The sequence below is a fragment of the Ruegeria sp. BG10 genome, from assembly GCF_056538575.1.
This window is the reverse complement of sequence record NZ_JBQFTI010000001.1, coordinates 1,783,862-1,807,883: the sequence shown is the minus strand read 5'-3', so window position 1 is coordinate 1,807,883 and position 24,022 is coordinate 1,783,862. Positions and strand designations below refer to the sequence as shown.

General features: G+C 54.0%; 15 protein-coding genes. 7 read left to right on the top strand and 8 right to left on the bottom strand.

The features are described from left to right. Nucleotides 1-51 precede the first annotated feature (51 nt). Nucleotides 52-978, bottom strand: a complete 927-nt coding sequence (gene gcvA, locus ACR0D8_RS08950) for a transcriptional regulator GcvA (RefSeq protein ID WP_480645811.1) — start codon at nucleotides 976-978, stop codon at nucleotides 52-54. Nucleotides 979-1,141: 163 nt separating this feature from the next. Between gcvA and ACR0D8_RS08945 the strand changes: the two genes are divergently transcribed. Next, nucleotides 1,142-1,726, top strand: coding sequence for an ATP-binding cassette domain-containing protein (locus tag ACR0D8_RS08945; protein WP_480645810.1), 585 nt, complete (start codon nucleotides 1,142-1,144; stop codon nucleotides 1,724-1,726). A 130-nt stretch (nucleotides 1,727-1,856) separates the two neighbouring features. On the opposite strand, the gene ACR0D8_RS08940 is transcribed toward ACR0D8_RS08945, so the two are convergent. Continuing rightward, entirely contained in the window at nucleotides 1,857-2,411 is a 555-nt protein-coding gene (locus ACR0D8_RS08940) for a DUF4345 domain-containing protein (protein ID WP_480645809.1), read from the bottom strand. Nucleotides 2,412-3,088: 677 nt separating this feature from the next. Here ACR0D8_RS08940 and ACR0D8_RS08935 point away from each other — a divergent pair. The 4 genes from ACR0D8_RS08935 (at nucleotide 3,089) to ACR0D8_RS08920 (ending at nucleotide 10,781) form a co-directional block, all read left to right on the top strand. Beyond that, on the top strand, nucleotides 3,089-4,222 hold the full coding sequence (locus ACR0D8_RS08935; protein ID WP_480645808.1) for an efflux RND transporter periplasmic adaptor subunit: 1,134 nt from the start codon (nucleotides 3,089-3,091) through the stop codon (nucleotides 4,220-4,222). A 1-nt stretch (nucleotide 4,223) separates the two neighbouring features. Next, entirely contained in the window at nucleotides 4,224-7,367 is a 3,144-nt protein-coding gene (locus ACR0D8_RS08930) for an efflux RND transporter permease subunit (RefSeq protein WP_480645807.1), read from the top strand. Between the two features lie 164 nt (nucleotides 7,368-7,531). Next, nucleotides 7,532-9,142, top strand: coding sequence for an FAD-dependent oxidoreductase (locus tag ACR0D8_RS08925; RefSeq protein ID WP_480645806.1), 1,611 nt, complete (start codon nucleotides 7,532-7,534; stop codon nucleotides 9,140-9,142). 301 nt (nucleotides 9,143-9,443) lie between these two features. After that, a complete protein-coding gene (locus tag ACR0D8_RS08920; protein ID WP_480645805.1) occupies nucleotides 9,444-10,781 on the top strand; it encodes an adenylate/guanylate cyclase domain-containing protein in 1,338 nt (445 codons plus the stop codon). 51 nt (nucleotides 10,782-10,832) lie between these two features. On the opposite strand, the gene ACR0D8_RS08915 is transcribed toward ACR0D8_RS08920, so the two are convergent. Further along, a complete protein-coding gene (locus ACR0D8_RS08915; RefSeq protein ID WP_480645804.1) occupies nucleotides 10,833-11,573 on the bottom strand; it encodes an MBL fold metallo-hydrolase in 741 nt (246 codons plus the stop codon). 470 nt (nucleotides 11,574-12,043) lie between these two features. Next, complete coding sequence (locus ACR0D8_RS08910) at nucleotides 12,044-14,146, bottom strand: sulfotransferase (RefSeq protein WP_480645803.1); 2,103 nt, start codon at nucleotides 14,144-14,146, stop codon at nucleotides 12,044-12,046. A 275-nt stretch (nucleotides 14,147-14,421) separates the two neighbouring features. Between ACR0D8_RS08910 and ACR0D8_RS08905 the strand changes: the two genes are divergently transcribed. Beyond that, the gene (locus tag ACR0D8_RS08905) at nucleotides 14,422-18,324 is read left to right on the top strand and encodes a beta strand repeat-containing protein (protein ID WP_480645802.1); all 3,903 of its coding nucleotides are present in this window, start codon (nucleotides 14,422-14,424) and stop codon (nucleotides 18,322-18,324) included. Nucleotides 18,325-18,755: 431 nt separating this feature from the next. Here the strand turns inward: ACR0D8_RS08905 and ACR0D8_RS08900 are convergent, their stop codons facing one another. The 4 genes from ACR0D8_RS08900 to ACR0D8_RS08885 all read right to left on the bottom strand — a co-directional run bounded on the left by ACR0D8_RS08900 (nucleotide 18,756) and on the right by ACR0D8_RS08885 (nucleotide 23,424). Beyond that, a complete protein-coding gene (locus ACR0D8_RS08900; RefSeq protein WP_480645801.1) occupies nucleotides 18,756-20,366 on the bottom strand; it encodes an arylsulfatase in 1,611 nt (536 codons plus the stop codon). A gap of 555 nt (nucleotides 20,367-20,921) precedes the next feature. Then, nucleotides 20,922-21,998, bottom strand: coding sequence for a DUF1254 domain-containing protein (locus ACR0D8_RS08895; protein WP_480645800.1), 1,077 nt, complete (start codon nucleotides 21,996-21,998; stop codon nucleotides 20,922-20,924). After that, complete coding sequence (locus tag ACR0D8_RS08890; protein WP_480645799.1) at nucleotides 21,995-23,041, bottom strand: DUF1214 domain-containing protein; 1,047 nt, start codon at nucleotides 23,039-23,041, stop codon at nucleotides 21,995-21,997. The genes ACR0D8_RS08895 and ACR0D8_RS08890 overlap by 4 nt, the downstream gene beginning before the upstream one ends. Before the next feature lie 158 nt (nucleotides 23,042-23,199). Next, nucleotides 23,200-23,424 (bottom strand): hypothetical protein, encoded by a 225-nt coding sequence (locus ACR0D8_RS08885; protein ID WP_480645798.1) that lies wholly within the window; start codon nucleotides 23,422-23,424, stop codon nucleotides 23,200-23,202. 23 nt (nucleotides 23,425-23,447) lie between these two features. Between ACR0D8_RS08885 and ACR0D8_RS08880 the strand changes: the two genes are divergently transcribed. Next, nucleotides 23,448-23,984: an AAA family ATPase gene (locus ACR0D8_RS08880; protein ID WP_480645797.1), complete on the top strand. Its 537-nt coding sequence runs from the start codon at nucleotides 23,448-23,450 to the stop codon at nucleotides 23,982-23,984. Nucleotides 23,985-24,022 lie beyond the last annotated feature (38 nt).

Sequence of the window (24,022 nt, the reverse complement as noted above, 5' to 3'; positions counted from 1 at the left end):
AATTTAGAAATGACAAAAATTCAAGCGACGGATTAGATCGTTGCGGACGCGCTAATCTTCAAAAAACCGTTGACCGACGGCGCTGTCGCGAAACTCATCTGCTTGGTCCAATAGCCATTCCCGGAACACACGAACGCGTGCACGATTGGCGTAAGTTTCCGGGCAGACGAGAAAATAGCTCTTGTTCTTCAATGCCGTATCAAAGGGGGCGACCAGCATATTACGTTCCAAAAAACGCGCGGCGGCCAAAAGGCTGACCAGGGCCACACCATGACCATCGCTTGCCGTCAGCAAGCAGATGTGTTCCTCGGAATAGGTGACATAGGGCTCGACATCACCTATCTGCAAGCCAGCCGCGTCCATCCAGCGCTCCCAACTCGGATCCGCACCGGAAAACCCGCTCCATTTGTATTCGATCAGACGCGACTTCAGAAGATCTTGGGGGAAGCTCAGTAACTTCGCCTTTTCCACGCTGCAGACAGGGGCCACCCAGTCATTCAAGACCCAAGCCACATTGCTGTCAGGATAATCGCCAAAGCCATACCGAATGGCCACATCCACATCGCTGGATTTGAAATCCACCAGTTGATCGCTAGACAGAACCCTTACCGAAATCTCCGGGTATTTCTCGTAAAAACTTCGCAGCCGCGGGCTAAGCCAGTTGGCGGCAAAGGACCCGGTTGTTGAGATTGTCAATGTGCCCGCAAGGTCGTCTTCCTCCAGCGCGAGAGAGGCGGCTTCGATGTTCTTGAAAGCCTCAATGATGTGGGGCGCGTAGTTGGCCCCATCTTCCGTCAGTTTCAAGGCGCGGGTCAGCCGGTGAAACAGGGGCACCCCAAGTTGATCCTCCAGCGATTTGATCTGATGGGAAATGGCAGTCGGAGTGACGCACAATTCATCTGCGGCATCCTTGAAACTCAGATGCCGGCAGGCTGCTTCGAAGGCCTGAATGCTTTTCAACGACGGTATCTTCGCCATGACGCGCGGCTTTGCTCTCCTGATGCGATGCTATTTCGTCGCTCCACTCTAACCCGATTGCCAGTTCACATGTGGGCAAAATTCTCAGCTGTGAGGTGAAAACATCTAATTTGAGAAGATAGGGCTTTCTCTCTTGAATTTGTGTGAAAGTTGGGAGGTTGTCTTGGATCCATTTTTGAAAGTCACTGGCATCGACAAGTCGTTTGGCGCCGTTCGTGCATTGCACAACGTCAATCTGCTGGCCTCGAAGGGCGAGTGCATTGCGATTCTGGGCGAGAATGGAGCGGGGAAAACCACGTTCGCGAGCGTTTTGATTGGTCTGTATCAGCCCGATAACGGCGAAATCAAACTGGGCGGAACACCTGTTTCGGTGACCAGCCCAGCAAAAGCTATTGAGCATGGGATCGGCATGATCCACCAGCATTTCAGCCTGGTCGGCGCAATGACTGCCGAAGAGAACATTCTGATCGGCTTGCCCAGCACAAAGAGGGGTGCCGAAGCGCGGGCGCGCATTCGGCAGCTTTGCAACGACTTTGACTTTAACGTCGATTTCGACATCCGCGTCACGGAAATGCCTGTGGGCATGAAGCAAAGGGTGGAAATCCTTAAGGCGCTGTTTCGCGATGTATCGATCTTGATCCTGGATGAACCCACCAGCGTTCTTGCCCCGACCGAGGTCGCGCCGTTTCTCAAAGGTGTGCGCAAGCTGGTCGCCAACGGCTGCCGAGTAATTTTCATCAGCCACTAGCTTGATGAAATCCGCGAAATTTCCGATCGCGTCATGATTATGCGCGATAGGTGTGTCGAAATTATGCGCGATAGGTGTGTCGAATGAGTTCTTCCTGTCGCGACCACGCCCATGACCCAGATGTCAGCGCTTATGATGGGAGAAAAGTCGACCGGCGAAACGGTCGAGACGCCCAAGGCCAAAAAGGCGCGCAACGACACCAGATCAGCACCGGACGCTTTGGTTGTCTCTGATGTCTGCCTTCGGGGCTGGAAAACCTTGACAGTCCACCTACGAAAACTAGGCCACACAGCATGATCAGCGCCGTGTTCATTTGGGGAAAAGTCAGGGCGCCAAGGACATAACTGAGCCCGATTGCGGTCCAAACGCCATCAAGAAAACGAAAGTGGATGTCCTGCACATTGAAGTCGCCCTGATTGGCAATCTCTACAATGTTCGGTGGCCCCAGCCATCCCAGCGTGCGGATGCCACCAAAGGCAATGTCGATGCCAGACCAGGCAATGACGAGACCTAGAAGCGCAAGAATGCACCGAAGCAGCAGAGTTTGTTTTTCATAGGTCTGTGCCTCCAGAAATTTTGATAGAAGGGTCGGCGCGGTTTTTGGACTTAACAGCTTGTTAACGGCGGCGTAAAAACCGGCACTGGGGCGGAGCGCTCTCCGCCGTCGGAATGCCGGCCTCGCCATTCGATTTCGAGAAGGGGCGGGAAGCCGGCCAATTGGGGCATGACGTATTGGTCGCACTGTTCTCGGATGAGTACGAGGAAATTGTCGACACTAGCCCTTTCGGTATGCCCTACTGTCTGGATCATCCGTCCCAGGGGGTGACGGTTATGCATTTTGGCTGGATGGATGGCCAGCCAATCAGTTCGCATTGGAGGATACGGGACGGTCAGTACTGTCATCGCTCGAAGGCGGTCCATGTCGGTCGCGAAGAATGTGGCAACGTTTAAATCGACCAAAAAAGTCGACTGACGCAGTCAAATACGTCGCGAATGCCAATACTTTCGGTGTATTTGAGTCCGAATTCCGGCGCCGGGTAGACTAGGCGGCGCTATCCAGATGTTGCATGGTCTCTAGCCAAGTGGAGCTACTGGGAGTTCAACCAGGTTCTTACTTTACACTTGCCGTAAGTGTCCGCAAAGCGGGCTGCGCCCGCTGCATTTCAGGATCCGGGCTAAGATCCGGTCTGGGCTGGACCTAATATTCGCTTACTGCACATAAATTAGTCGCAGTATGCTTCATGCGATCTAAAAATTTAGCAAACAGATCACCAACGTCAAACGAACTAGACCCTTTATGCTAGATGACACTAAAGTTTTCGATGGCAGATTTGGCCTTAATTCATCGTCAACCTCGGGGGCATGAAGATGAGCATTAGAGTTTTTCCAATCGCCACTGTTCTTTTGATCGTCCTCTCCGGCGTTCTTACGGCTCAGCAGGGTCCTCCACCCGTGACAGTCGCTAAACCGGTTGTGAAGCCCATAGTGGAAGATGATGAATTTGTCGGTCGCTTTGGTGCTGCGGCTGACGTAGATATCCGAGCGCGGGTTTCTGGTTTTCTTGACCAGGTGCATTTCAAGGACGGAAGTCTCGTCGAAGAGGGTCAGTTGCTTTTTACGATTGACCAGCGCCAATTTCGCACTGCTTTGAGACAAGCCCGGGCGCAGATCAGTATTGCTGAAGCCACAAGCGCCTTCACGACGGATCAACTCGAACGCGCCGAGACTTTGATCAGAAACGGTAACATCGCAGAGAGCGTGGTGGACCAACGTCGCGAAGCGTTTCTCGCGGCGCAAGGCGCGTTGGAACAAGCACGCGCTGCACTGGAATTGGCCGAACTTGATCTGGAGTACTCGGAAATCCGTGCTCCAATGTCGGGGCGCATCGACCAGGCTCGGGTTGATCCTGGAAACCTGATCATCGCCCAAGACACCCTGTTGACATCGATCGTCTCGACCGACCCGATCTATTTTTATTTCGACATAGATGAACGTTATTTTCTAGCATATGCGAGGGACGCTCGTGCGCGGGGTTCCGTTTTGCAAGAAGGCGCGGACAACCTTCAAGTTCAGGTCACAGTGGCTGACCGAAGTATACCGCCCCAGAACGGAATACTGGATTTCTCTGAAAATCGCATTGACGACGAAACCGGAACCATGCGCGTACGCGCGGTTCTGCGCAACCCGGATGAGCTTTTGACACCCGGTTTGTTCGGACGCGTCAATGTTCCGGGGTCGCTTCCCTATGAGGGCATCCTGATCCCGGATGAGGCGATTGCTTCGGATCAGAACCGGAGACTGGTGATGACAGTGGATGCTGAAGGCAACGTCATACCAAAGGAAATCCGACCGGGCCCCAGAATTGACGGTTACAGGGTCGTGCGTGAAGGTTTGGATGGGTCAGAGACGCTGGTGATCGAAGGTCTTGTTCGCGCCCGCCCGGGCAGTGTCGTTGCCGCGGAATTGATCGAACTGCCGCTGGTCGCAGAAAACTGATATGGGACGTTTTTTTGTCACCCGCCCCATCTTTGCGATTGTGGTCGCGGTTGTAACAACCATCGTTGGGTTGATCGCGTATTTCGAACTTCCAGTTGAGCAGTACCCGGAAATTGCCCCTCCATCGATTGTGGTCAGGGCGAGTTATCCCGGAGCGGACGCTGAAACAATCGCCGCCACGGTCGCGACACCTCTTGAACAAGAGATTAACGGTGTTGAGGGCATGCTCTACATGTCGTCATACTCGACGGCTGACGGGTCTATGTCGCTGACGATTACGTTTGAACTGGGCACCAATCTTGACGCTGCCCAGGTTCTTGTCCAGAACCGCGTTTCTATCGCTGAACCGCGCCTTCCACAGGAGGTTAGAGCGCTCGGCGTCACGACTAACAAGTCTTCACCCGATCTCATGATGGTCATCCATATGCTCTCGCCCGATGAGACCTTTGACCAGCTTTATGTATCCAACTACGCCCGTTCGCGTGTCAGAGATCGCCTTGTGCGTCTTGATGGTGTTGGCGATCTGATTATTTTCGGCGAGCGAGAGTTTTCGGCGCGCGTCTGGTTGGACCCGGATCGGCTTGGATCACTAGGGCTGACGTCCGGAGATGTCGTCGCGGCGCTCCGCGAACAAAACGTACAGGTTTCGGGCGGGTCGCTGGGATCGCCACCCAATGCGACGGGCAGCGCCTTTCAAGTGACGCTCACAACGCAAGGGCGATTGGAAGATCCACGCCAGTTCGGTCGCGTTATCGTCAAGTCGACTGACGACGGGCGCGTCGTTCGGGTCAGGGACGTGGCGCGGGTTGAAATCGGTGCGCGCTCTTACGTGACCAACTCGTACCTGAACAACAAACCAGCCGTGGCGCTCGGTATTTTTCAGCGACCGGGCTCGAACGCATTGGCTTCGGCGGATGAGATTTTGGCCGTTGTCGAAGAGCTGTCTCAGGATTTCCCATCCGGGCTTGAATATCAGGTGGTCTACAACCCTACAGAATTCATCGAAACCTCGGTGAACGCAGTCTATAGAACTTTGTTCGAAGCGGTATTGCTGGTTGTTGTCGTTATCGTTGTTTTTCTTCAGAGCTGGCGAACGGCCATCATACCGTTGATCGCCATTCCGGTATCGCTTATTGGGGCATTTGCTGTGATGCTGGTGCTTGGGTACTCGTTGAACTTGCTGACGCTTTTCGGGCTCATTCTCGCTATAGGAATTGTAGTAGATGATGCGATTGTCGTCGTCGAAAACGTCGAACGAAACATCAAAAATGGGATGTCTCCTAGGGATGCGTCTGCGCGCACCATGGACGAGGTGCAAAATGCGATCATCGGGACGACACTGGTTCTGATCGCGGTCTTTGTGCCGGCCGCTTTGGTTCCCGGCATTACCGGACAATTCTACAGGCAATTTGCTGTGACTATTTCCGTCGCAACAATTATTTCGACCGTCAACTCACTCAGCCTTTCACCGGCGATGGCTGCTGTGATCTTGAGGCCAAACTCCAGTGCACCAACACGAAACCCGCTGGCCTTTGTCACCGAACCGATCAGCAATGGGTTCAATAGGGGGTTTGATGCGTTGGCGTCCGCCTATGGTCAGGGCGTGCGGGTATTGTCCAGTACAACTGGGATGCGCAGCATCTTCCTTTTGGTATTTGCCGGATTGATGGGCGGAACATACTGGATCACGACCAAGGTGCCGACCGGGTTCATCCCGGAAATGGACCAGGGATACGCCATCGTCGTGGTGCAACTGCCAGACGGTGCAGCACTGGACCGGACCGACGATATCATCAGGCAAGCAACTGAGATAGCATTGGAAACACCTGGGGTCACAAACGCAGTAGCATTTGCGGGCTTTTCCGGAGCGACCTTTACCAATGCAAGCAATCAAGGTGTGATTTTCACTACCTTTGAGAGTTTTGATGACCGGCAGGAAAGCGGGCTGACTGCTGGTGCCATTGTGGGCCAGCTTTTTGGCCGGATGCAGGCCCTGCGCGAAGCCTTTATCATAGCCATTGCGCCCCCGGCTGTCCGCGGGGTTGGTACTGGTGGCGGATTCAAGCTTCAGCTTCAGGAACTTGAAAGCGCGGACATGTCCCGCGTGTTGCAATCCGCCTATGCCATCATGGGCAGCGCCAGCCAGTCGGATAAGGTTCAGGGCGTGTTCACAACCTTTTCCTCAGGATCACCGCAGCTTTATCTTGAGATCAATCGCGTTCGGGCGCAAATGCTCAACGTCCCGATTGGTGAGATATTCGAAGCACTCTCAATCAACCTCGGGTCTGCCTATGTGAACGACTTTAATGCTTTCGGGCGTCTTTTTCAGGTGCGCGCGCAAGCGGACGAACCATTCCGTCTGAACCAAAGTGATATTCGAAGTCTGCGAGTTCGTTCCGCAACAGGAGCCTTGGTTCCGTTGGGCACCCTAGTTACCGTCCGTGAAACCGCCGGCCCCGCCTTGGTTCAGCGCTACAATCAACAGGTGTCTGTGCCGGTTCAGGGGTCGCCAGCGCCCGGTGTGTCGACGGGGCAGGCATTGCTTGAAATGGAAGCCCTTGCAGAGGCAGTCATGCCACCCGGTCTGGAATACGAGTGGACCGAACTCGCCCTTCAGGAACGCAATCAGGGCAATACGGCAGCATACATATTCGCCTTTTCGGTGCTGTTTGCCTTTCTGTTTCTCGCCGCGCTCTACGAAAGCTGGACGCTTCCGATGGTCATTATTTTGATCGTACCTCTCGCTGTTTTAGGCGCGATGCTGGGGGTGATGTTTCGAGGTATGGACAACAATATTCTAACGCAGGTTGGATTGATTGTTCTTGTGGGGCTTGCCGCAAAGAATGCCATTCTTATCGTGGAGTTCGCCAAACAAGCGCAGGAAGAACGTGGGTTGTCAGCTATTGATGCCGCCGTCGAAGCCAGCCAATTGCGCTTGCGGCCAATACTGATGACTGCATTCGCGTTCATTCTCGGCGTTGTGCCCTTGATGATCGCAGTCGGCCCCGGTTCTGAGATGCGACAGGCGCTTGGAACGGCGGTGTTTTTTGGCATGTCCGGCGTAACTCTGCTCGGGCTGTTCTTTACACCTGTTTTCTACGTTGCCATGCGCACGCTATTCCCGATGCGACAAGCCACGACGTAAGCCAATGGTGCAGTGACAGACGCATTTGAAACGTTCAGTGCGCGGGAAGCAGGATACAAACGTCCGCAGGTCTCTGGCGGAAGCGTTAGTGCAGAGTGAATGGGTGAAAATCTCGAAATAGCCGCTAGGTCTTGTAACAGCGCCGATCATTAGGAGAACTGCACATGGAAAGCCTAGCTGCCGATCTTCGCGAAATGACGCGAACGCCTTTGCACCAGAGCCATGTCGAAACCTTGAAAGCACTAGGCACTGAAGTGGGTTTTGAGTCAGGCCAAATGATCGCTGAGGTTGGCGATCCTATGGACCACTTTATCTACATTGTGACCGGTCGGGTTGAGGTAATTGATCCACAAACGCGTGAGGCTTACCTACCGACGTCTCTTGGGCCGACGCAGTTTCTGGGAGAAATCGCGTTTCTCAGCGGCGGGGTTTACTCGCTGCCGATGCGGGCGCGAGAGGACACGCACGCTATCTCTGTGCCGCGCGAGAAGATGCTGGATGCAATGTCGCGCATTCCGGAAATGTCAGATATCATCATCACTGTCTTTTCCGCACGTCGCCGACGTCAAATCGAAGACAACGACAGCTCTTTGAAACTGATTGGCGCTGACCTGAGTCGCAATATCCGTCAAATCGAAGAGTTTGCTATCCGAAACAAGATTCCGTTCCAAACGATGGATCTGGGTTCTGAGACTGCATGTAAGGTCGCGCAGGCCTGTCACCTGACAGGCCATCAGCCGGCGGTAATCTTTGGCGACAGCCTGGTGGTCGACAACCCGACTCCAGCCAAAGTCGCCCGATTGCTCGGGCTCGAACAGTCTTACGATTGTCGAGAGGTCATAGATGTTTTGGTTGTTGGAGGTGGTCCGGCCGGGGTCGCGGCTGCGGTCTACGCTGGCGCGGAAGGGCTGTCTGCGATTGTTGTCGAGGACCTGGCGGTTGGGGGACAGGCTGGGACATCCAGTCGGATCGAGAATTACATGGGCTTTCCTACAGGCATATCGGGTGCCGACCTTGTATGGCGAGGGGAGGTCCAAGCCATGAAGTTTGGCACCCGATTTGTTCGCCCAAAGCGGGCCACTCAGTTGCGACGTCAATCCGATGGCGTGTTTTGTGTAACGCTGGATGATGGGCAAAAGCTAAGGACACGCTCGGTAGTAGTCGCCACGGGGGTCCAGTACCGGCGTCTGCCGTTGGACAGACTGAAGGACTTTGAGGGTTTGGGCATCTACTATGCCGCGACCGAGATGGAAGCGCGCTATTGCAAGGGCACCGATGTCGTCGTGGTTGGGGGCGGAAACTCTGCGGGGCAGGCAGCGATGTACCTGTCGCGATCAGCAAAACATGTCCATGTGCTGGTGCGAGGAGACAGCTTGGCTGCATCGATGTCCGATTACCTGCTGTCAAGGTTAGAGGCGGATCCGGCGGTCACCATCCACTACAAGTCCCAGCTAAAGACACTCCTCGGGGAAGAAGCCATGTCCAGGGTCATCATTGAGCGTGACGGATCAGACTGGCCACTCGACTGCAGCGCCGCCTTTATCATGGTTGGGGCTGCGCCCAACACTGAATGGCTGTCGCTGAGCTGCCAACTGGACGCACGCGGCTTTGTAGTTACGGGCAACGAGGCCAACGCCGGATCATCTTTCGCAACGTCTTGTCCCGGGATTTTTGCCGTAGGCGATGTACGCGCAGGGTCGGTCAAGCGCGTGGCCTCTGCGGTGGGTGAAGGATCTGTCGTGATCTCTCAAGTATGGGAGTATTTGCATGACTAGATATTTTTTCTCCGCATAAAGGCTACTTCGTTGCAATTCCATGACTAGCTCGTTCAAAAGCAGACAGAGGCATTTCTTCGTCAACACGGTCAAGACTAACGCCGGTTTTTTGCTAGATTGTTTTTGTCCTCAGAGGATGTTGGGTCAAAATGGGTGCGAGTTATCGCCGTTTTCTCAAGTTGGTCAGGAAGGCCGGAAATTCCAGTAACGAGATATTTGGATGTCGTTCAAACCAGAAACAATAGCCTCGGTGACCTGTGATGGCAGTATTTGATATAACTCCCATTCGGCGGAGCCAGATTTGACCGAAATCGACGCGCAAAAATTCGCAATGGAGGCCGAAAGAAGACTCACAAAGGCCGAACAGCGCGGACTACGCCTGGCGATTGCCTGTCGCACCTTCATTACCGCTGCAGCGTTTTTCTGGTACTTGGGGTCAACATTATTGTTTCCTGAGTTCAGTACACGCCAAGTCACGACTTTCGTGTTATTCGCGTTCACCGCAATTGGCGTCGCCCATCTCGTGTTGATTGGCACCAGCTATGACAGGGCCTGGATCAAGTATGCCGTTTACGCACTGGATTCACTGGCGATCTGTTCACTTTTTGCGCTCGTCCCCATCAGCAGGGCCGACGACGTGCCGCAGATCATCGCGTTCCGCGCTTATGGAATATACTACCTCTTTCCGATTGTCGCTTTATCGTGCCTCAGCCTTTCCTGGCGTCTTGTGCTCTGGACCGGCGGCCTTTGCGTGCTTGGATGGTGGGCGGCATTCATTTGGGTCACGTTGCCGATGGAGCGGACGCTGTCATGGGCAGATATGTCTGCGATGGCCACCCGCGAAACCTATGAGGCTGTGTTTCTTTCCATTGACTTCATTGGTCGTGGCAATCGCATCGAGGAAACCGGAATGCTGCTGTTTGCAACATGCATATTAGCAGTTGCTGTATTCAGGGGCCGAGCAATCTTCTTTGCGCAAGTTGAAGCTGATCTGCTGCGCAGTCGCGAACGGGCGAAAAGACAACATGTTTCGGATCTTCTAGGCAAATACTTGCCGGAGGAAATTGCGCAGAGGCTCATTGACAACGTCGCTCCGCTAGGACCCCAGAAATCATTTGGTACGGCACTAGTGATGGACATTGCAGAGTTTACAAGATTTTCCTCGCAACACTCTCCGGACGAAGTGATCAAACGTCTGGATGTCTTTCTCACGGACGCGACGCAGGATGTTTCAGCCGAAAATGGGATCGTGATCTCCTACCTCGGCGATGGTTTTCTTGTCACATATAACGCACCGGTCAAAGTAGAAACGCCCGCGGACGCTGCGAAAAGAACTGCAGAAGCCTTGCACGCGACCGCCGCAAGGCATGGGTTTTCAATCCGTATAGGTATTGCCAGCGGAGAGCTCGTCACAGGCACGATTGGGTCAGACACACGTCAGTCTTTCACGGTGTACGGAGATCCCGTTAATCTTGCAGCTAGGTTAGAGGCCAAATGCAAATCGCTCAGTGCAGCGACTCTTTTAGACCCCGCAACCTATGACACGCTGTCGGAAACCGATCGACTGCAAAGCTTTGGTTCAAGTGAAATCAGTGGTCTGGCCGAACCTGTCGCTGTGTTCGGCACAGAGAGACAATGATTGGTGCCTAAAAGGGGAAGCCCTCCGGAAATGAACGGTAAGCACACAAAACTAAGGTCCCGTTTCTTCTCTGAGTTCTTCGGCAACAGCCTGTATGTTCAGCGCCAACAGGGTCGGGATTTCTGCGACGATCTGTCGGTCTTGGTACTGCGCTTCAAACGCTTTCTTGATATTTTCAATATCTTCATCCGAGAGCTTTCCATCCGCAATGCGGGCTCCAGTCATTTCTCTGAGATCGACCAACCATTGCGGCTGATCGCCCAAAAGTGAGATGAATGATCCCGCGTCACCGTGGCCAGGATAGATCCTGGGCTCTGCTGCTTGATACGACGTAGCGATCCGGTCGATCTGCGCAATCCAGGCGGAAGAGCGGCCTTCAAACACAAAACTGGTCATATCGTTAGCGACTAGATCGCCGGAAAAAAGCGCGTTGACACCTGGTGCATAGAACATGCTCATCGCTTCGGATTCACTTGGTCCGATTTCGGGTACGACGAGCTCAATTGTGCCCAACATGAGTGTCGCTCCATCCGAAAACGTATGATCGGGCGCAGGAAACTCTCGCGGGTTGTCCTGCGGGATAGCATTGCGCGTTGCGACCTGAAGTCCGATTGAATCTGTTTCAATGACCTTTTGCGTTTGTGGCGACGCATAAACCGGGGTGCCCGGAAATGCCTCAAGCACAGTGGCCAATCCGCCGAAACGGTCCGGGTGTGAGTGCGTGATGAGCACGGCCCTGAGCGGTTTATCGATGGCTTGTGTGGCTGCAACGACCTCCCGTCCAGCGGACAAGGTCCGCTGCGCATCAATCAGAACACACCCGACTTGTCTTCGACAAGCCAGGATTTCACTGATCCTGCCCCCGGTTGTGTCATCCGGGTAATTTTGATTTCATTTGTCATGACTTTCTCCAATTCCGGGTCGGCCGAGCAGAGAAATACGCACCATGCACATTGGTTCGTTAATCGTCACTTTGACCGATGTTAGGCGAATTTGCTGTCCAGGCGCTCGCCTCCAGCCAAATCCAGGTCGCGCGGTCACTGACACTCCGGGCGAATTGGCAGGTTGAGATGTGTAGGCCCCGATGAACCAGAAAGCCTCCGTCGCTCAAAACTAAAAATCTGTCCTTTAGGCGCCGACCTCAGACGGCCTGCTCTTGATGTCTAATTCACCTCACTCTTGCCAGCATCATCGGACTATGAGACGCGAAAGTACTCGGCATGAAGTTACCCAGGCACTTTTATGATTTAGTCAGAACAGTGTCACCGCAGAATTGATTGAACCAGATCGCTATCGATTGTGTCGATGAGCGGTTGCAAATGCTTCTCGAACCGGCGCCATTTCTCTATTGACGTAGCATAAAGTGGCTGGCGGACCTGATGGACGCTTGCCGTACGAACGCGGCGTTTTCCAGAATAGAACTCAAGACAATCCTCGGTCCAGTCCAACCCACAATAGTCGATGATGCCTCGCGCGACCGTGTCGATATCATCTACCAACTCTTCATACCGGATCGAGTGGAATGCCCCTTGCGGTAGAGTGTCGTGCCAATGCTTCATAATTCGGGCATAGTTATTGTAATAGTTTCCAAGCTCGACCAGATCATAGCTGTGCAATTGGCTGCGTTCGAACAATCGGGTGTAGCAAGACAGGCAGATGTCCAAGGGGTCTCGGGTGATGTGGACGATCCGTGCGTTTGGCATCAAACCATGAATCAGACCGATCATCTGAAAGTTTGCAGGCATTTTGTCTACTACGTGCGGGGCGTCACCGCCGAGACGCGAAAGAACAGAAACATAATCCTCGGCCCGTCTTGCAAGCTGATCGCCGGACGAAGACGACATTGCATGCGGTATGCTCGTGCAACCATCGCTCGTGCGACCGAAGATGCTATGCAGATCATTCAGTTCTCCGGCACCGAATACTTTCGGGTGCGCGTCAAGAATGGACTCCGTCAACGTTGTTCCCGAGCGCGGCATGCCGACGACGAATACAGGTTTTTCGCTAGGAATCGCATGTTGGCGCAGCCGCTTGATCATTTCTGGACTAAAAGTTGAAATCAGATCCTCTGTAAGCTTGTCCGCCTCAGCCGGGTCGTATGTAATCAGAGACCGTTTGAGATCTGCACCTATTTTGAACTGCTCAAAAGCTTCGTCATGGCGTTTCAGTTTTTCGTAGCAATCACCCAGGGCAAAACGATAGGAAACAGCTTTTTGGGGCAGCATCTGTTCGGCCGAGGGCAATGCGGCTTCAAGCGCCTGAAAAACCGGACTGTCTACGGTTATCTTGTCCAGCCGTGCCAGTGCGATCTGAGCGCTGAGAGGGTCGTCGGCTGAGGCTGCTGCCGTGTTGAATAATTGGCGCGCCAAGTTGAAATCGCCCTGTTCCATGGCTAGGTGCCCAAGGGCTAGTCGGCTTGCCGTCAGTTCGGGTTTGATTTCAATCGCTTTGGTGTAAAATGCCTGCGCTGACTCGGTGTCACCCAAATGCGCCTTGACCAGCGCCATCTGGTGGCAGACCGAAGCATTCTCGGGCTCAAGACGCAGAGCGTGTTCTGCTTCGATAAGAGCCAGTTTCGGATGGTTTTTTTCGAATAGTACCTGAGACAAGCCCACGTAACTTTCTGCTTTTTTGCTGTTCAGAGAAATCGCATTGCGGAACGCGTTTTCCGACTGGTCCAAATCATATTCCAACATGAATATCCGACCAAAGTTGCGGTGCAGTTCCGCATCGCGCGGCGCGCTTTTGGCATGGAATTCCGCAACCGACCGGGCTGCTGCGATGTTCTCGGCTTCGATCAGAACCGAGATCAAGTTGTTTGCGGTTTCAGACGAGTCAGGGTTGATCCGCAGCGCTTGTTGATACAGGTAAGCGGCCTTTTCGCGATCGCCCTGATCGCGCGCGATGCTACCCAAGTTATTAAGAGCCCGGTCAAAGTCGGGTGACAGCGCAAGCGCGCGTTCCTGCGCAACTCGGGCGAGGTCCAGCTCTTTAAGATCGTAGTGGACAAGCCCCAGATTCGAATGGGCCGCAGCGTGGCCGGGGGCCAACCGTACCGCTCGCTCGCCGGTCGCGCGGGCCCGGTGCAATTGCCCGGCTGTACGCAGGATTTCAGTGAAATTGGTTAGAAAATTAACGTTCTCTGGCTGCAATTCAACGGCCCGCCCGACGGCCTTCACAGCGGGATCTGTTTGTGCTGTCTGAAAAGCAATGAGGCCCAGCAAATGGTGTGAGTCTGCATGTCCAGGTGCAGCTTTGACGATTTCGGATAACAGGCCGACGGCTTGCTTATACTGCGCTTGTCCATAATGCGACATCGCGCGGGCGTATGCTTCTTGTACTGAAATTTGTTGCTGCTCTGCCATAAGAACGCCTCCTGTTGACCAGCGCAAATCTGCCTGAAACCCGAATTTCTTTTTTGCTGGCGAGGCAGTCGTAGAGCATTCCAAGTCCTTCGTCCATCCAATGGTTGGATAACACATTCCCAAGTATCAATGCGATATCTTGTGTATCCGGAGTGCAATGCCACGAAATATTCGAAAATTTTCCAAGTTGCCACAATTGCGCCCAGCTTCATTTCTATGCACCAACGCGAACCAAAAAAGTTAACAAGTAATATCCTAAGGAAGGGACTTCTTAAATGAGTGGTTGTGCAAATGGGCGCACACGGGAACGTGTGGCGCGCGGCGGTCGTGTTCTCAAATGGAAAGGGCAGGTGGCCAGTGTCGCGCCTTCGCTATTCCTTGCATCGGTGTCAGTGGCGGCATTGTCAGTAGGATTCGCAGCAGCAGAAGTCGTTTCAACACCTCAGACAACTCGGCAGGTGTTTCTGAACGACGAAGACAACACGATCACAGCGACAGGCGCGGTAAACCTGACCACTTCGGGAGGTCCAGCAGTTGTTATCGATACCGACTATTCCAGCACATTCACTAATAACGGAACCATCTCGGGTCCGTCCGCGTCCAGCGCCACTGGATTTGGCGTACTGCTGAACGGCAACCTGTCGGCGGATGGGCAGATCATCAACAACGGCACGATAGGCGTCGATGTAAATTCCTCGTCCTTCGGGGCGGCTCTTGGTTTCCTGATGGGTGGAAACTTTGCCGGTGATTTTGTGAACACCGGGACTGTGACCGCGCAAGCTGCGGCGACGTCCAGTGCCGCTACCGCCCTAGGAGCCATTTTTACCGGAGGAATCGATACATCCGGGTCGGTGTCCAATTCCGGCACGATCACGGCAAAGGCCAGTGGGGTCGGTGCCTCGAACGCAACTGCCATTGGGTTACTTTCCGTCGGAAATGCGGACACGAATATCGTCAACAGTGGCACGATTGCCGCAAACGCTAACGGTGCATCTACTCTGGAAGCAGTCGGGATTCTGGTCGCCAACGACTTGAATGGTAATATTGACAATACCGGCACGATCAGGGCGTCGGCTTCCGGAACATCCGGAGATGCCGAAGCTGTTGGTGTTCGCGTATCGAACAATGTGAATGGTGCCTTGAACAACGGCGGAACCATTGTCGCCAGGGCCCAAGGGTCGGCAGATGACGCAATAGCCTGGGCCTATCACGTCGAAGGCGACCAAACCGCGGATCTCTCCAACAACGGTACGATCCGTGCAATTGCCGATACTACATCCGGTAGCGCTGACGGTGCAGCTGTTTATGTTCAAGGAAACGTGACAGGCAACATAACCAATAGCGGGACTATCGTCGCCCAGGGTAACGCGACCGATTCCGCTTCTGGATCGGGCTACTACTTGTCTGGCGACCTGAACGGCCACTTCAACAACTCCGGAACAATCTCGGTCACGGCGAACTCGACCGATGAAGAAGCCGAAGCATTTGGGCTGTACCTGAGCGGTACAATGACCGGCAATATCAGCAACATTGGTCATATTACGGTTCAGGCGTACGGAGCGTCTTCGGCGACCGCTGCCGCATTCGACATTAACGGCGATCTCAACGGCAATTTTGAAAACAGCGGAACGATAACTGTTCAGGCCACGGACGCGGTCGATGACGAAGCTGAAGCCTACGTGCTGGATCTAAGCGGCGACATGAACGGGAATATTTCGAATACTGGCACGATAGACATCCGGGCTGATGGTTATTCGTCGGGAACCGCTGTTGCGTTTGAAATTTCGGGAAGCCTGGTCGGCGATTTCACCAACAACGGTACGATCATGGCCCACGCGACGGACCAGACCGAAGAAGCTGAAGCATACGGTTTGTATGTTCGTGGGGGGATGACAGGCAACATCACCAACAATGGCACCATCAACGTCCGCGGCGACGGTGAAACATCGGCGACCGTTTCAGCATTTTATGTGCGCAGTGGCCTGGACGGCGATTTTATCAATACCGGTACCATTACTGCCATCGCTACCGATCAGACTGAAGAGGCTGAAGCTTATGGTCTTGATGTGAGCGGTGGGATGACGGGCAATATCACCAATTCTGGGACAATCATGGTGAAAGGTGTCGGTTATTCTTCTGCTACTGTTTATGCGTTTGACATTTCAGGAGGCTTGGAAGGGGACTTCACGAATTCAGGCACGATCACAGCGATCGCGACCGATCAGACCGATGAAGCTGAAGCCTATGGATTTTACGTTAGCAGCGGTATGGAGGGTGATGTTCTTAACAGCGGTTCCATCGACATCACAGCTCATGGGGACACAGAAGGCACAGGAGCAGGTATCTATATATCCGGCGGCCTGGACGGCAACTTCACAAATTCTGGCTCGATTACAGTACTTGTTACCGATAACACCAGTTCAGCCGAAGCCTACGGGTTTTACGCGAGCGGCACGACAACAGGTGACGCGTTGAACAGTGGCACCATTCAGGTTACAGCCCGCGGTGAGACCAGCGCCGATGCAACTGCCTACGGCCTCACTGTCTCGGATCTTGGCGGGACACTGTCGAATTCCGGTGTGATTACCGTGACCGCCACCTCGGAAACTGAAGGGGCAGAAGCGCGCGGTGTCTATGTACGCAACGGATCAGGCGGCACGATCGTGAATAGCGAACGAGTTTCCACCATTGCGACAGGTTCAACTGAAGCAGAAGCGCAGGCGGTATTTCTGGATGACGTGTTCACCGGCAGTTTCACAAATACGGGCACTCTGAACGCTTCTGCAACAATTACCAACGACACGGACTTCTTTCAGGGAACTGCGATCGGAGTCCAAGCGGATGACATGCAGGGTACGTTTTCGAACAGCGGTGTCATCACAGCAGATGCGTCCGGCGCGGCGGAATCCAATGCTTATGGCCTCTATTTCGAAAACTTCGACGGTGTGATCGCGGAAGTTGGCGAAATAACCGCCAGTTCCGACACCGGTGACGCCTATGCGATATACTTGGGGACAGGCGCAGGGACATTGAATCTGGTCAGCTCGGACAAGGTCGGAGGCTTGATCCGCGTTCAGGATCACGACGTCAATCTGAATGCAACTGGCGGCAGCGTTATTTTTGAGTTCGAAGATGCAGCCGCCGGGTCCGGAGTTTATACTACGACGGTATCTGATGGCCGCTCAGCCTGGTTTGTGCAGGACGAGGGCGGTTCTGCCCCGATCTACGCTACTGTGGACTCCGCTGAGCTTCTGACTTCAGGCGATGTCGTTGCCTTCTATGGCAGCGCTGTTAGTGGTTCGACACGTGCACTGAGTTATGGATCGCAAGCTCAGGTTTCGCGCAACTCGACTACAGGCCGCGTCTCGGGCGTGACTTTCGGGCCGTTTCGTCCCTACGTGATCGTAGATGCCGCGGCGCGCCAATTCGAAAACGTGCCCGGGGTCGATACTGACGTCGCAATATTCAATGGCAGCGCTGGATATTCCGGGCAGCTGGACAACGGTCTGGCGATGGCGTTGGGACTGGGTGTGTTCCGGTCCGACGGCGACACCGACACTACCAATTTCGACACTGATGGCTTTTACCTGGACGCCTCACTGGGCCGCCAATTTGGATCCTACACGATCGAAGCTGGACTTGGGTATGGCTGGTTGTCGACTGATCGGTCGCGTGAAATTATCGGAAGCGCAGATGCCAATGCCGATTATGACAGCACACTTTTTACAGCATATCTCGGCGTAGAACGGGCCTTCGAGGTTGGTGACACAATCGGAATGTCGGGTTTCGGCGACATACGTTATACCCGCCAGGATGATGAAGGCTATACAGAGTCTGGCTCCTCTTCGAACGCAACAGTCGGCGACAGTACCACCGAAGTGATCGAGGCCCGCCTAGGTGTCGAGGCTGATAAGGCGTTGAACAATGGCGGTGTTCTGATCGGTCAACTGTCAGGAGTTTTGCGGCGTGACCTTGGGGATTCCGAAACTACTGTGACGGTATTTTCGACCATACAATCTCTGTCGTTCCCGTCTACGGATTTTACCGGTGCCAGTGTTATGATCGGGTATGAGCACGAATTCGTCCCCAACATGTTGTTCGAAGCCAATGCCGAACAGGAAATTGGCGATGACGCACAGGGGCCATTTGTGCAAGTCGGCCTGAAGTGGTCGTTCTGACTCAGAGGCGTCGCTTGTGAAGGCAGTATCTTCGGGCCGGAGTGAGAAAACTTCGGCCCGAATTTTGTCAAAGCAGCTAACCTTGCCTCGAAAATCCTCATCTCGTACCTAGCGGCATATTGTATGATTAGCAGCTCGTATCAGCGGTTCCGGACTCTGATCACGCAGTGGCGCTTTTGGGACTTATTCTAATCCTCACTCTGAGATGATTACGATGAGCCTGCAATCCTCCCTTACGCAATCAGCCCATTGTTCCATGGGTGCCAATGTCAGATATTGTGTTTCCACGGTTGTTCTTTCGATCCGCCATGCCCGCCAAAAACAAAACCCGATGTTGACATAACATCGCTTCACAAAATGCTTGGCTACCTCCAAAGTCGGTTCTGGGCCCGTTTTAGATGATTTCTGCTTTTCCCTAATGACAGGAAGATCTAACCTTCCGCGGTTTCGATCTTCCACGCTTCAAGAAGTTTGGGAAGCGCGACGTTCCAATCCAAAACACCCGTCTTCTGTGCCCAACTTTCGTATTGCTTGATTAGCTTCGCTTCTAATTTGGCATTGCTGCCCCGCAAATTCGTCAGCTCTGTTCGGTCCGCTTCGATATCGTAGAGCTCCCAATCCCGACCGTGCTGCCTGACAAGTTTGAAGTGTCCTAGCCTGATTGCGGAATTGCCCTCATGTTCAAAAAAGATAGGTTCTTCTCGGACCCAATCCTTGCCGCGAAAGACGTCCATCAACGATTGGCCTTGCATGGGCTGAATTGCGTGACCACCCACTTCGCTTTGATAGGTGCATCCCGTGGCCTCCAATATGGTCGGCAGGATGTCAACAACGTGACAGGCCGCATGCGCGTTGGAAGCCGGTACAATCCCTTTTGGCCAATGGGCAATCAGCGGGGTCGAGATACCGCCCTCATGGACATAATGCTTAAACAGCCGAAACGGAGCATTCGAGACATTCGCCCATGGTTTGTCATAGCTTTGATACGTCAGTGCATCGCCCGGCATCACGTCCGCCCGGTTTCCCATCGTAATTTGCCGCCCATCCTGCGTCGTGTCGGGAAAGAATTTGGCCCATCCGTCTTCGGCCATGAACTCCGCGCAGCCTCCGTTGTCCGATAAAAACATGATCAGCGTGTTCTCGAACTGACCCATGCGTTTCAACTCTGCAACCAATCTGCCGATGGATTGATCCATGCGGTCCACCATGGCCGCATAGGTCGCCATTTTGCGTGCCTCCCAATCGGTGTTTTCCTCACTGGCCCATGGATGCACATCTGCGTCGCGAGGTGAAATGTCCCAGTTCGTTTGAAATACATCCATCCCGTTCATGCTCTCATGTCGGGCTGTGCGCGTCGCATCCCAGCCCTTGGAATACACGCCGTCATAGCGCGCGATATCTTCTGGATGGGCATGCAAGGGCCAATGCGGTGCGGTGTGCGCGAGGTAAAGAAAGAAGGGCTGATTGTCTGGTGTTTCTTCGATCATCCCTATGGCTTTGTCGGTGATTGCATCTGTGAAATAGAAATCATCCGGGAAGGTTTCGACACGGCTGTCATCTTCAAGCATGTAGTGGGGCGAGAAGAAATGTGTGACCCCGTCAACGATCCCGTAGAACCGATCGAACCCGCGCTGACGTGGTGTTGGATGCTCCAGATCTCCGACGCGCCAACTGTCGACCTCTCTGGCCATGAAATCCCCGGCAACATGCCATTTGCCTGACATAAGGGTCCGGTAACCGTTTGCTCTCAGGTGTTCCGCAATCGTGGCGCTGTCGTTGCGTAGAAACCCCTGATAAGCGGGCGTACCAAGATTGGCACCCATATGACCAACGCCCGCGTCGTGCGGATAAAGCCCGGTCAAAAGGGAGGCACGCGTCGGACAACATCTGGCGCAGTTGTACATTGAAGTCAGCAGCACGCCATTGTGTGCGAGCGCGTCGAGGTTGGGGGTGCGTATTTCTGATCCGGTGACCCCCAAATCTGCAAAGCCCATGTCATCGGCCAAGATTAGAATGACATTCGGTCGACTTCCGACTTCCATGCTAGGGCTCCGTCTGTGAGTTTGAGAAAACCTTTACAGATCAACTGATCTTGTCACGAAAAAATACTTGGGTTGAAGCCGAAAGGTATCAAAGATGCTGAGGAGAGTGCGCCAAAAAGCAGACGTTGATGTCCACGCGGCGAATGTTCATTTTTGTTCCCGCGATGTGTGAGTTCTTGTGGCTCAGAACTTTGCGTCTGCACCGAACGACAGATTCGGTGGGGCCGCGATGCAGCATCGCAGGTCTGCGTTGGATGGCTTCATTTGCCCGAGCCATCATGACGCGACAGCAAATGCGTGAAATCTTAGCAATGGCGGCTCAGGGCTCTGACCGCCAGTCGATGCGAGCCGCAGGGAACGGCGGGAGAGAGCCCAAACCTACCAAATGCTGCAACTTGTAACGACGTCCGCTTCCGCCTAGGGCTCCCGGTTGGCCCTCAAACATATTGCTTTGCGACATTTAATGCCCGTTTCAATTAGATCCATGCAAATATATCCAAGCCATTCACTCGAACTGCCTCCCTGTTTTAGCCATGACCGCCGAGCTGTGTTGGTCTAATTCGCCGGAACAATATCCGGAACACGGTAGGCTCGAAATTCTTTGACATCCGGTCGATATGCCCGAAGCAGTAGGTTCCAACCGTCTTTAGGAGTGAAGGCGAAGTTAGGTGCAAGTGCGCGACAATCCTCGCCACCGAATGCAACGTCAAACGAGCCATCGTCGTTGCTCACAACGCCCTGGTTTGAGCTGACGATGTTGTCTGCATCCGACATGAGGTATTTCTGCGGACCGTACACTGTGATGGAAAAGAATGCATCGACCGGCACTTTCGGGAAAGTTGCTGTGTAGCAAGCGCTTCCCACAGCGTCTGCAGGTCCACCGATAGCGTACATTGCGTTTTCGTCCGCCGACAATCCCCAGGCACCTGCCGTGACATAGGTGAAGTACTCCCAGTCCTCGACATCGGCGACCCGCTTTTGCATCGCACCGAACGACGAAGGCAGCTTGGAATACTCTGCCAGCAGGGCGGCGCGCACCCGTTCAAGTGCCTCCGCGTCAAAGCCCGGCAGATCATCCTCTGGTGCGGCACCTGAAATCGCATATTGCGGCTGCAGTTCTTCCGTCACCACACGCACGTCGTCGGCCGTGGCATCGGTTCCGGTTCGAATACCTACGGCGACGAAATCGGTCTCGAATTCTTCGGCCGAGAAAGTGTACCGCCCGTCGCCGTACAGGTAGAACGGCGTCATGTGGTCCTCGGTTATGATTTGGATCGATAGAAACCGGTCGCCCACATCAGGCACATCGAGCGTGAACCCCTGTCGCGCATTAACAATCGCAATCGAATAGATAGTGTCGTTATTGGGCGAGACGACCCAGCGGTCGTCTGCGGTAGACAAGTTCGTGAAGTGAAAGAATTGGTTAATGCCAGAGCGACCCATGAAGTTCGCGAAGAATGCCCGGCTATCTGCGTTGATGTATTCGGCGGCGCTCATCCCGTAATCGTTCGGATCTGTTGACCAGCCAGAACTGTCTATGTCCGGAATATCCGCGCGCGCGGTTGGTGCGATCAGAGTGCTGCACAACAGGGCAGCTACAATTTTGTCGAACGTGCTAGATGCATTTTTCATTTTGTTTCGACCTCGACTGTCAAATCTGCGCCGGGAACCGGAACATAGGCACGAAGAACACCATAAAACGGCGTTCCGGTCGGAATGCCGTTCTGCCCCTCGCCGGACGGGCTGAGGGTCACGGTATAGGTGCCGTCTTCATTCGGCTCTGCTGTATAGCTGGTTTGATCGTAGATGCCCTTGTCGTTCGGGATCAGCAACTTGTTGGCGGACGCGTAGACCGTAACGGAGAAATAACCGCCTTCTTCGACGATGTTTGCAGGCACGGTCAGAACGTATGTGTCATCACCATTAAAAGGCTGGCCGTTTTCGTCAAACGCCAGTAGGCCGTACCTCACCACGTTGGACGGCGTGCCAAGCTGTCCCTGAAACACGCCGACCGCGGCGTGAATTTCGCCCACGTCACCGGAAACGGACCCGAAAATCTTGTCGGTATCCACCAGCGGCACTGCTGTCTCAATCAGCTTCAGCGCCGCCGCCTCTGTATCGGGCGAGAACCGCTGCACGTCGCGGTCCATGTCGCCCTGGCCGCCTTCCATCACAATCTCACCGCTCAGCGTCATGACCTCGTCAAGATTGTCGACGACGACCATGCGGGTGAAGGCAAGCCCTTGGTCGGTCTCAAGGGCCAGTTTGTGAAAGTCGCCCTCGGGCAGGGTTTGCCCGGGCCGGTACAGCAGGATCGGCAAATCCGGGTTCACGATGACGCCCGGTATGTTGTGCTTCATGTCAAAAATCGACACCGAGAAGTAGCGGTCGTATTGCGGAGCGCGGATGATCGCCGGGCCCTCGGACAGGCTGAACCAGTTATAGCCATAATTCACCGTCGCCTGCGGCGTGATCACCGTGTCATCGGTAGGGTCGACGAGCCCTGTGAACTGAAAGCGGCCCGGCTCATTGGTTTCAAGCCAGCGCTGCATCATGCGCACCTGTTCCTGGTTGGGATACTCGCGGATATAGTTTTCGATTGTATCCTGAGCGTGTGCAGGAACAGAAAAGAATGGCAGAAAAAGGATCAGATTGCACAGCTTGCGTATCAACATTTCGGTCAACGCCTTATTGGAAATATAGGTTTTGGATGTGTGTTTACGAGCTTATCCGTTAACTGGTTTGAAGCAAGCTCCAACGGACGGTGCACTCCCTTGACGCACAACTTAGGCGACAAATGACCAAAGTTGGCAAACGATTGATTTCGGCGTGGTTAAAACCCCTTCAACAACCAGCCTTTGTCTCCCAAAGTCTCGATTTTATTGTTGATCACATACTCCCACCTTCGGCTGGCAACCCCAAAGCGGTCATCGGCGAACTTGCGGCGAATGGCAGTTTCGTCCGCCGTTCCGTCATCCACGGGTCTTGCAGCTAAGGTCCGCGATATGAGCCTTGTTGCAATTTTCGGCATCGCAGCATCAAGTGCATTGAAAGTCATCGAGCCACGGAAGGGGAATTGATTTGAGTCGTAGGTTTGTTCTGCTGACAGGGTGCTCTGGCGGCGGAAAATCGACTCTGCTGAAGACCTTGGAAGAGCGCGGGTTCCCGACGGTCCAAGAGCCCGGCCGACGCATCGTTTCAGATGAACTGGCCAGACAAGGCATGGCTCTGCCATGGGTGGATATGAAGGCGTTCGCACTGCGCACAGTTGAGTTGGCCAAGTCCGACTTACAGGTCGCGAAACACATTGATGGCATTGTGTTCTTTGATCGTGGCTTGATCGACGCGGCTGTCGCTTTGGCACATTCTGGCGGCCAAACAATGGAAGAGACACTTGGTGACACTCAAGCATACTGGAAGCGCGTTTTTGTGGTCCCGCCCTGGAGGGAACTGTTTGCCAATGACGCTGAACGTCGGCACAAATTCGATGCAGCAGTGCAGGAACATCTCCGCATCGTGGAAGCTTTGGATGCGCTCGGCTACATCAGAATTGAGTTACCCAAGGTGCCGGTTCAAGAACGAGTCGAAATCGTGTTGGGGGAGTGCGGTGCACTTTAGCTCGGAGGTCCGCTTCGTCCGCTCCTGACCAGTTCGTT

Excerpts from the sequence above, each read along its gene's own strand:
- gcvA (WP_480645811.1), bottom strand. The coding sequence starts at position 978 with ATGGCGAAGATACCGTCGTTGAAAAGCATTCAGGCCTTCGAAGCAGCC.
- ACR0D8_RS08940 (WP_480645809.1), bottom strand. The coding sequence starts at position 2,411 with ATGGCGAGGCCGGCATTCCGACGGCGGAGAGCGCTCCGCCCCAGTGCC.
- ACR0D8_RS08935 (WP_480645808.1), top strand. The coding sequence starts at position 3,089 with ATGAAGATGAGCATTAGAGTTTTTCCAATCGCCACTGTTCTTTTGATC.
- ACR0D8_RS08930 (WP_480645807.1), top strand. The coding sequence starts at position 4,224 with ATGGGACGTTTTTTTGTCACCCGCCCCATCTTTGCGATTGTGGTCGCG.
- ACR0D8_RS08925 (WP_480645806.1), top strand. The coding sequence starts at position 7,532 with ATGGAAAGCCTAGCTGCCGATCTTCGCGAAATGACGCGAACGCCTTTG.
- ACR0D8_RS08910 (WP_480645803.1), bottom strand. The coding sequence starts at position 14,146 with ATGGCAGAGCAGCAACAAATTTCAGTACAAGAAGCATACGCCCGCGCG.
- ACR0D8_RS08905 (WP_480645802.1), top strand. The coding sequence starts at position 14,422 with ATGAGTGGTTGTGCAAATGGGCGCACACGGGAACGTGTGGCGCGCGGC.
- ACR0D8_RS08900 (WP_480645801.1), bottom strand. The coding sequence starts at position 20,366 with ATGGAAGTCGGAAGTCGACCGAATGTCATTCTAATCTTGGCCGATGAC.
- ACR0D8_RS08895 (WP_480645800.1), bottom strand. The coding sequence starts at position 21,998 with ATGAAAAATGCATCTAGCACGTTCGACAAAATTGTAGCTGCCCTGTTG.
- ACR0D8_RS08890 (WP_480645799.1), bottom strand. The coding sequence starts at position 23,041 with ATGTTGATACGCAAGCTGTGCAATCTGATCCTTTTTCTGCCATTCTTT.
- ACR0D8_RS08885 (WP_480645798.1), bottom strand. The coding sequence starts at position 23,424 with ATGACTTTCAATGCACTTGATGCTGCGATGCCGAAAATTGCAACAAGG.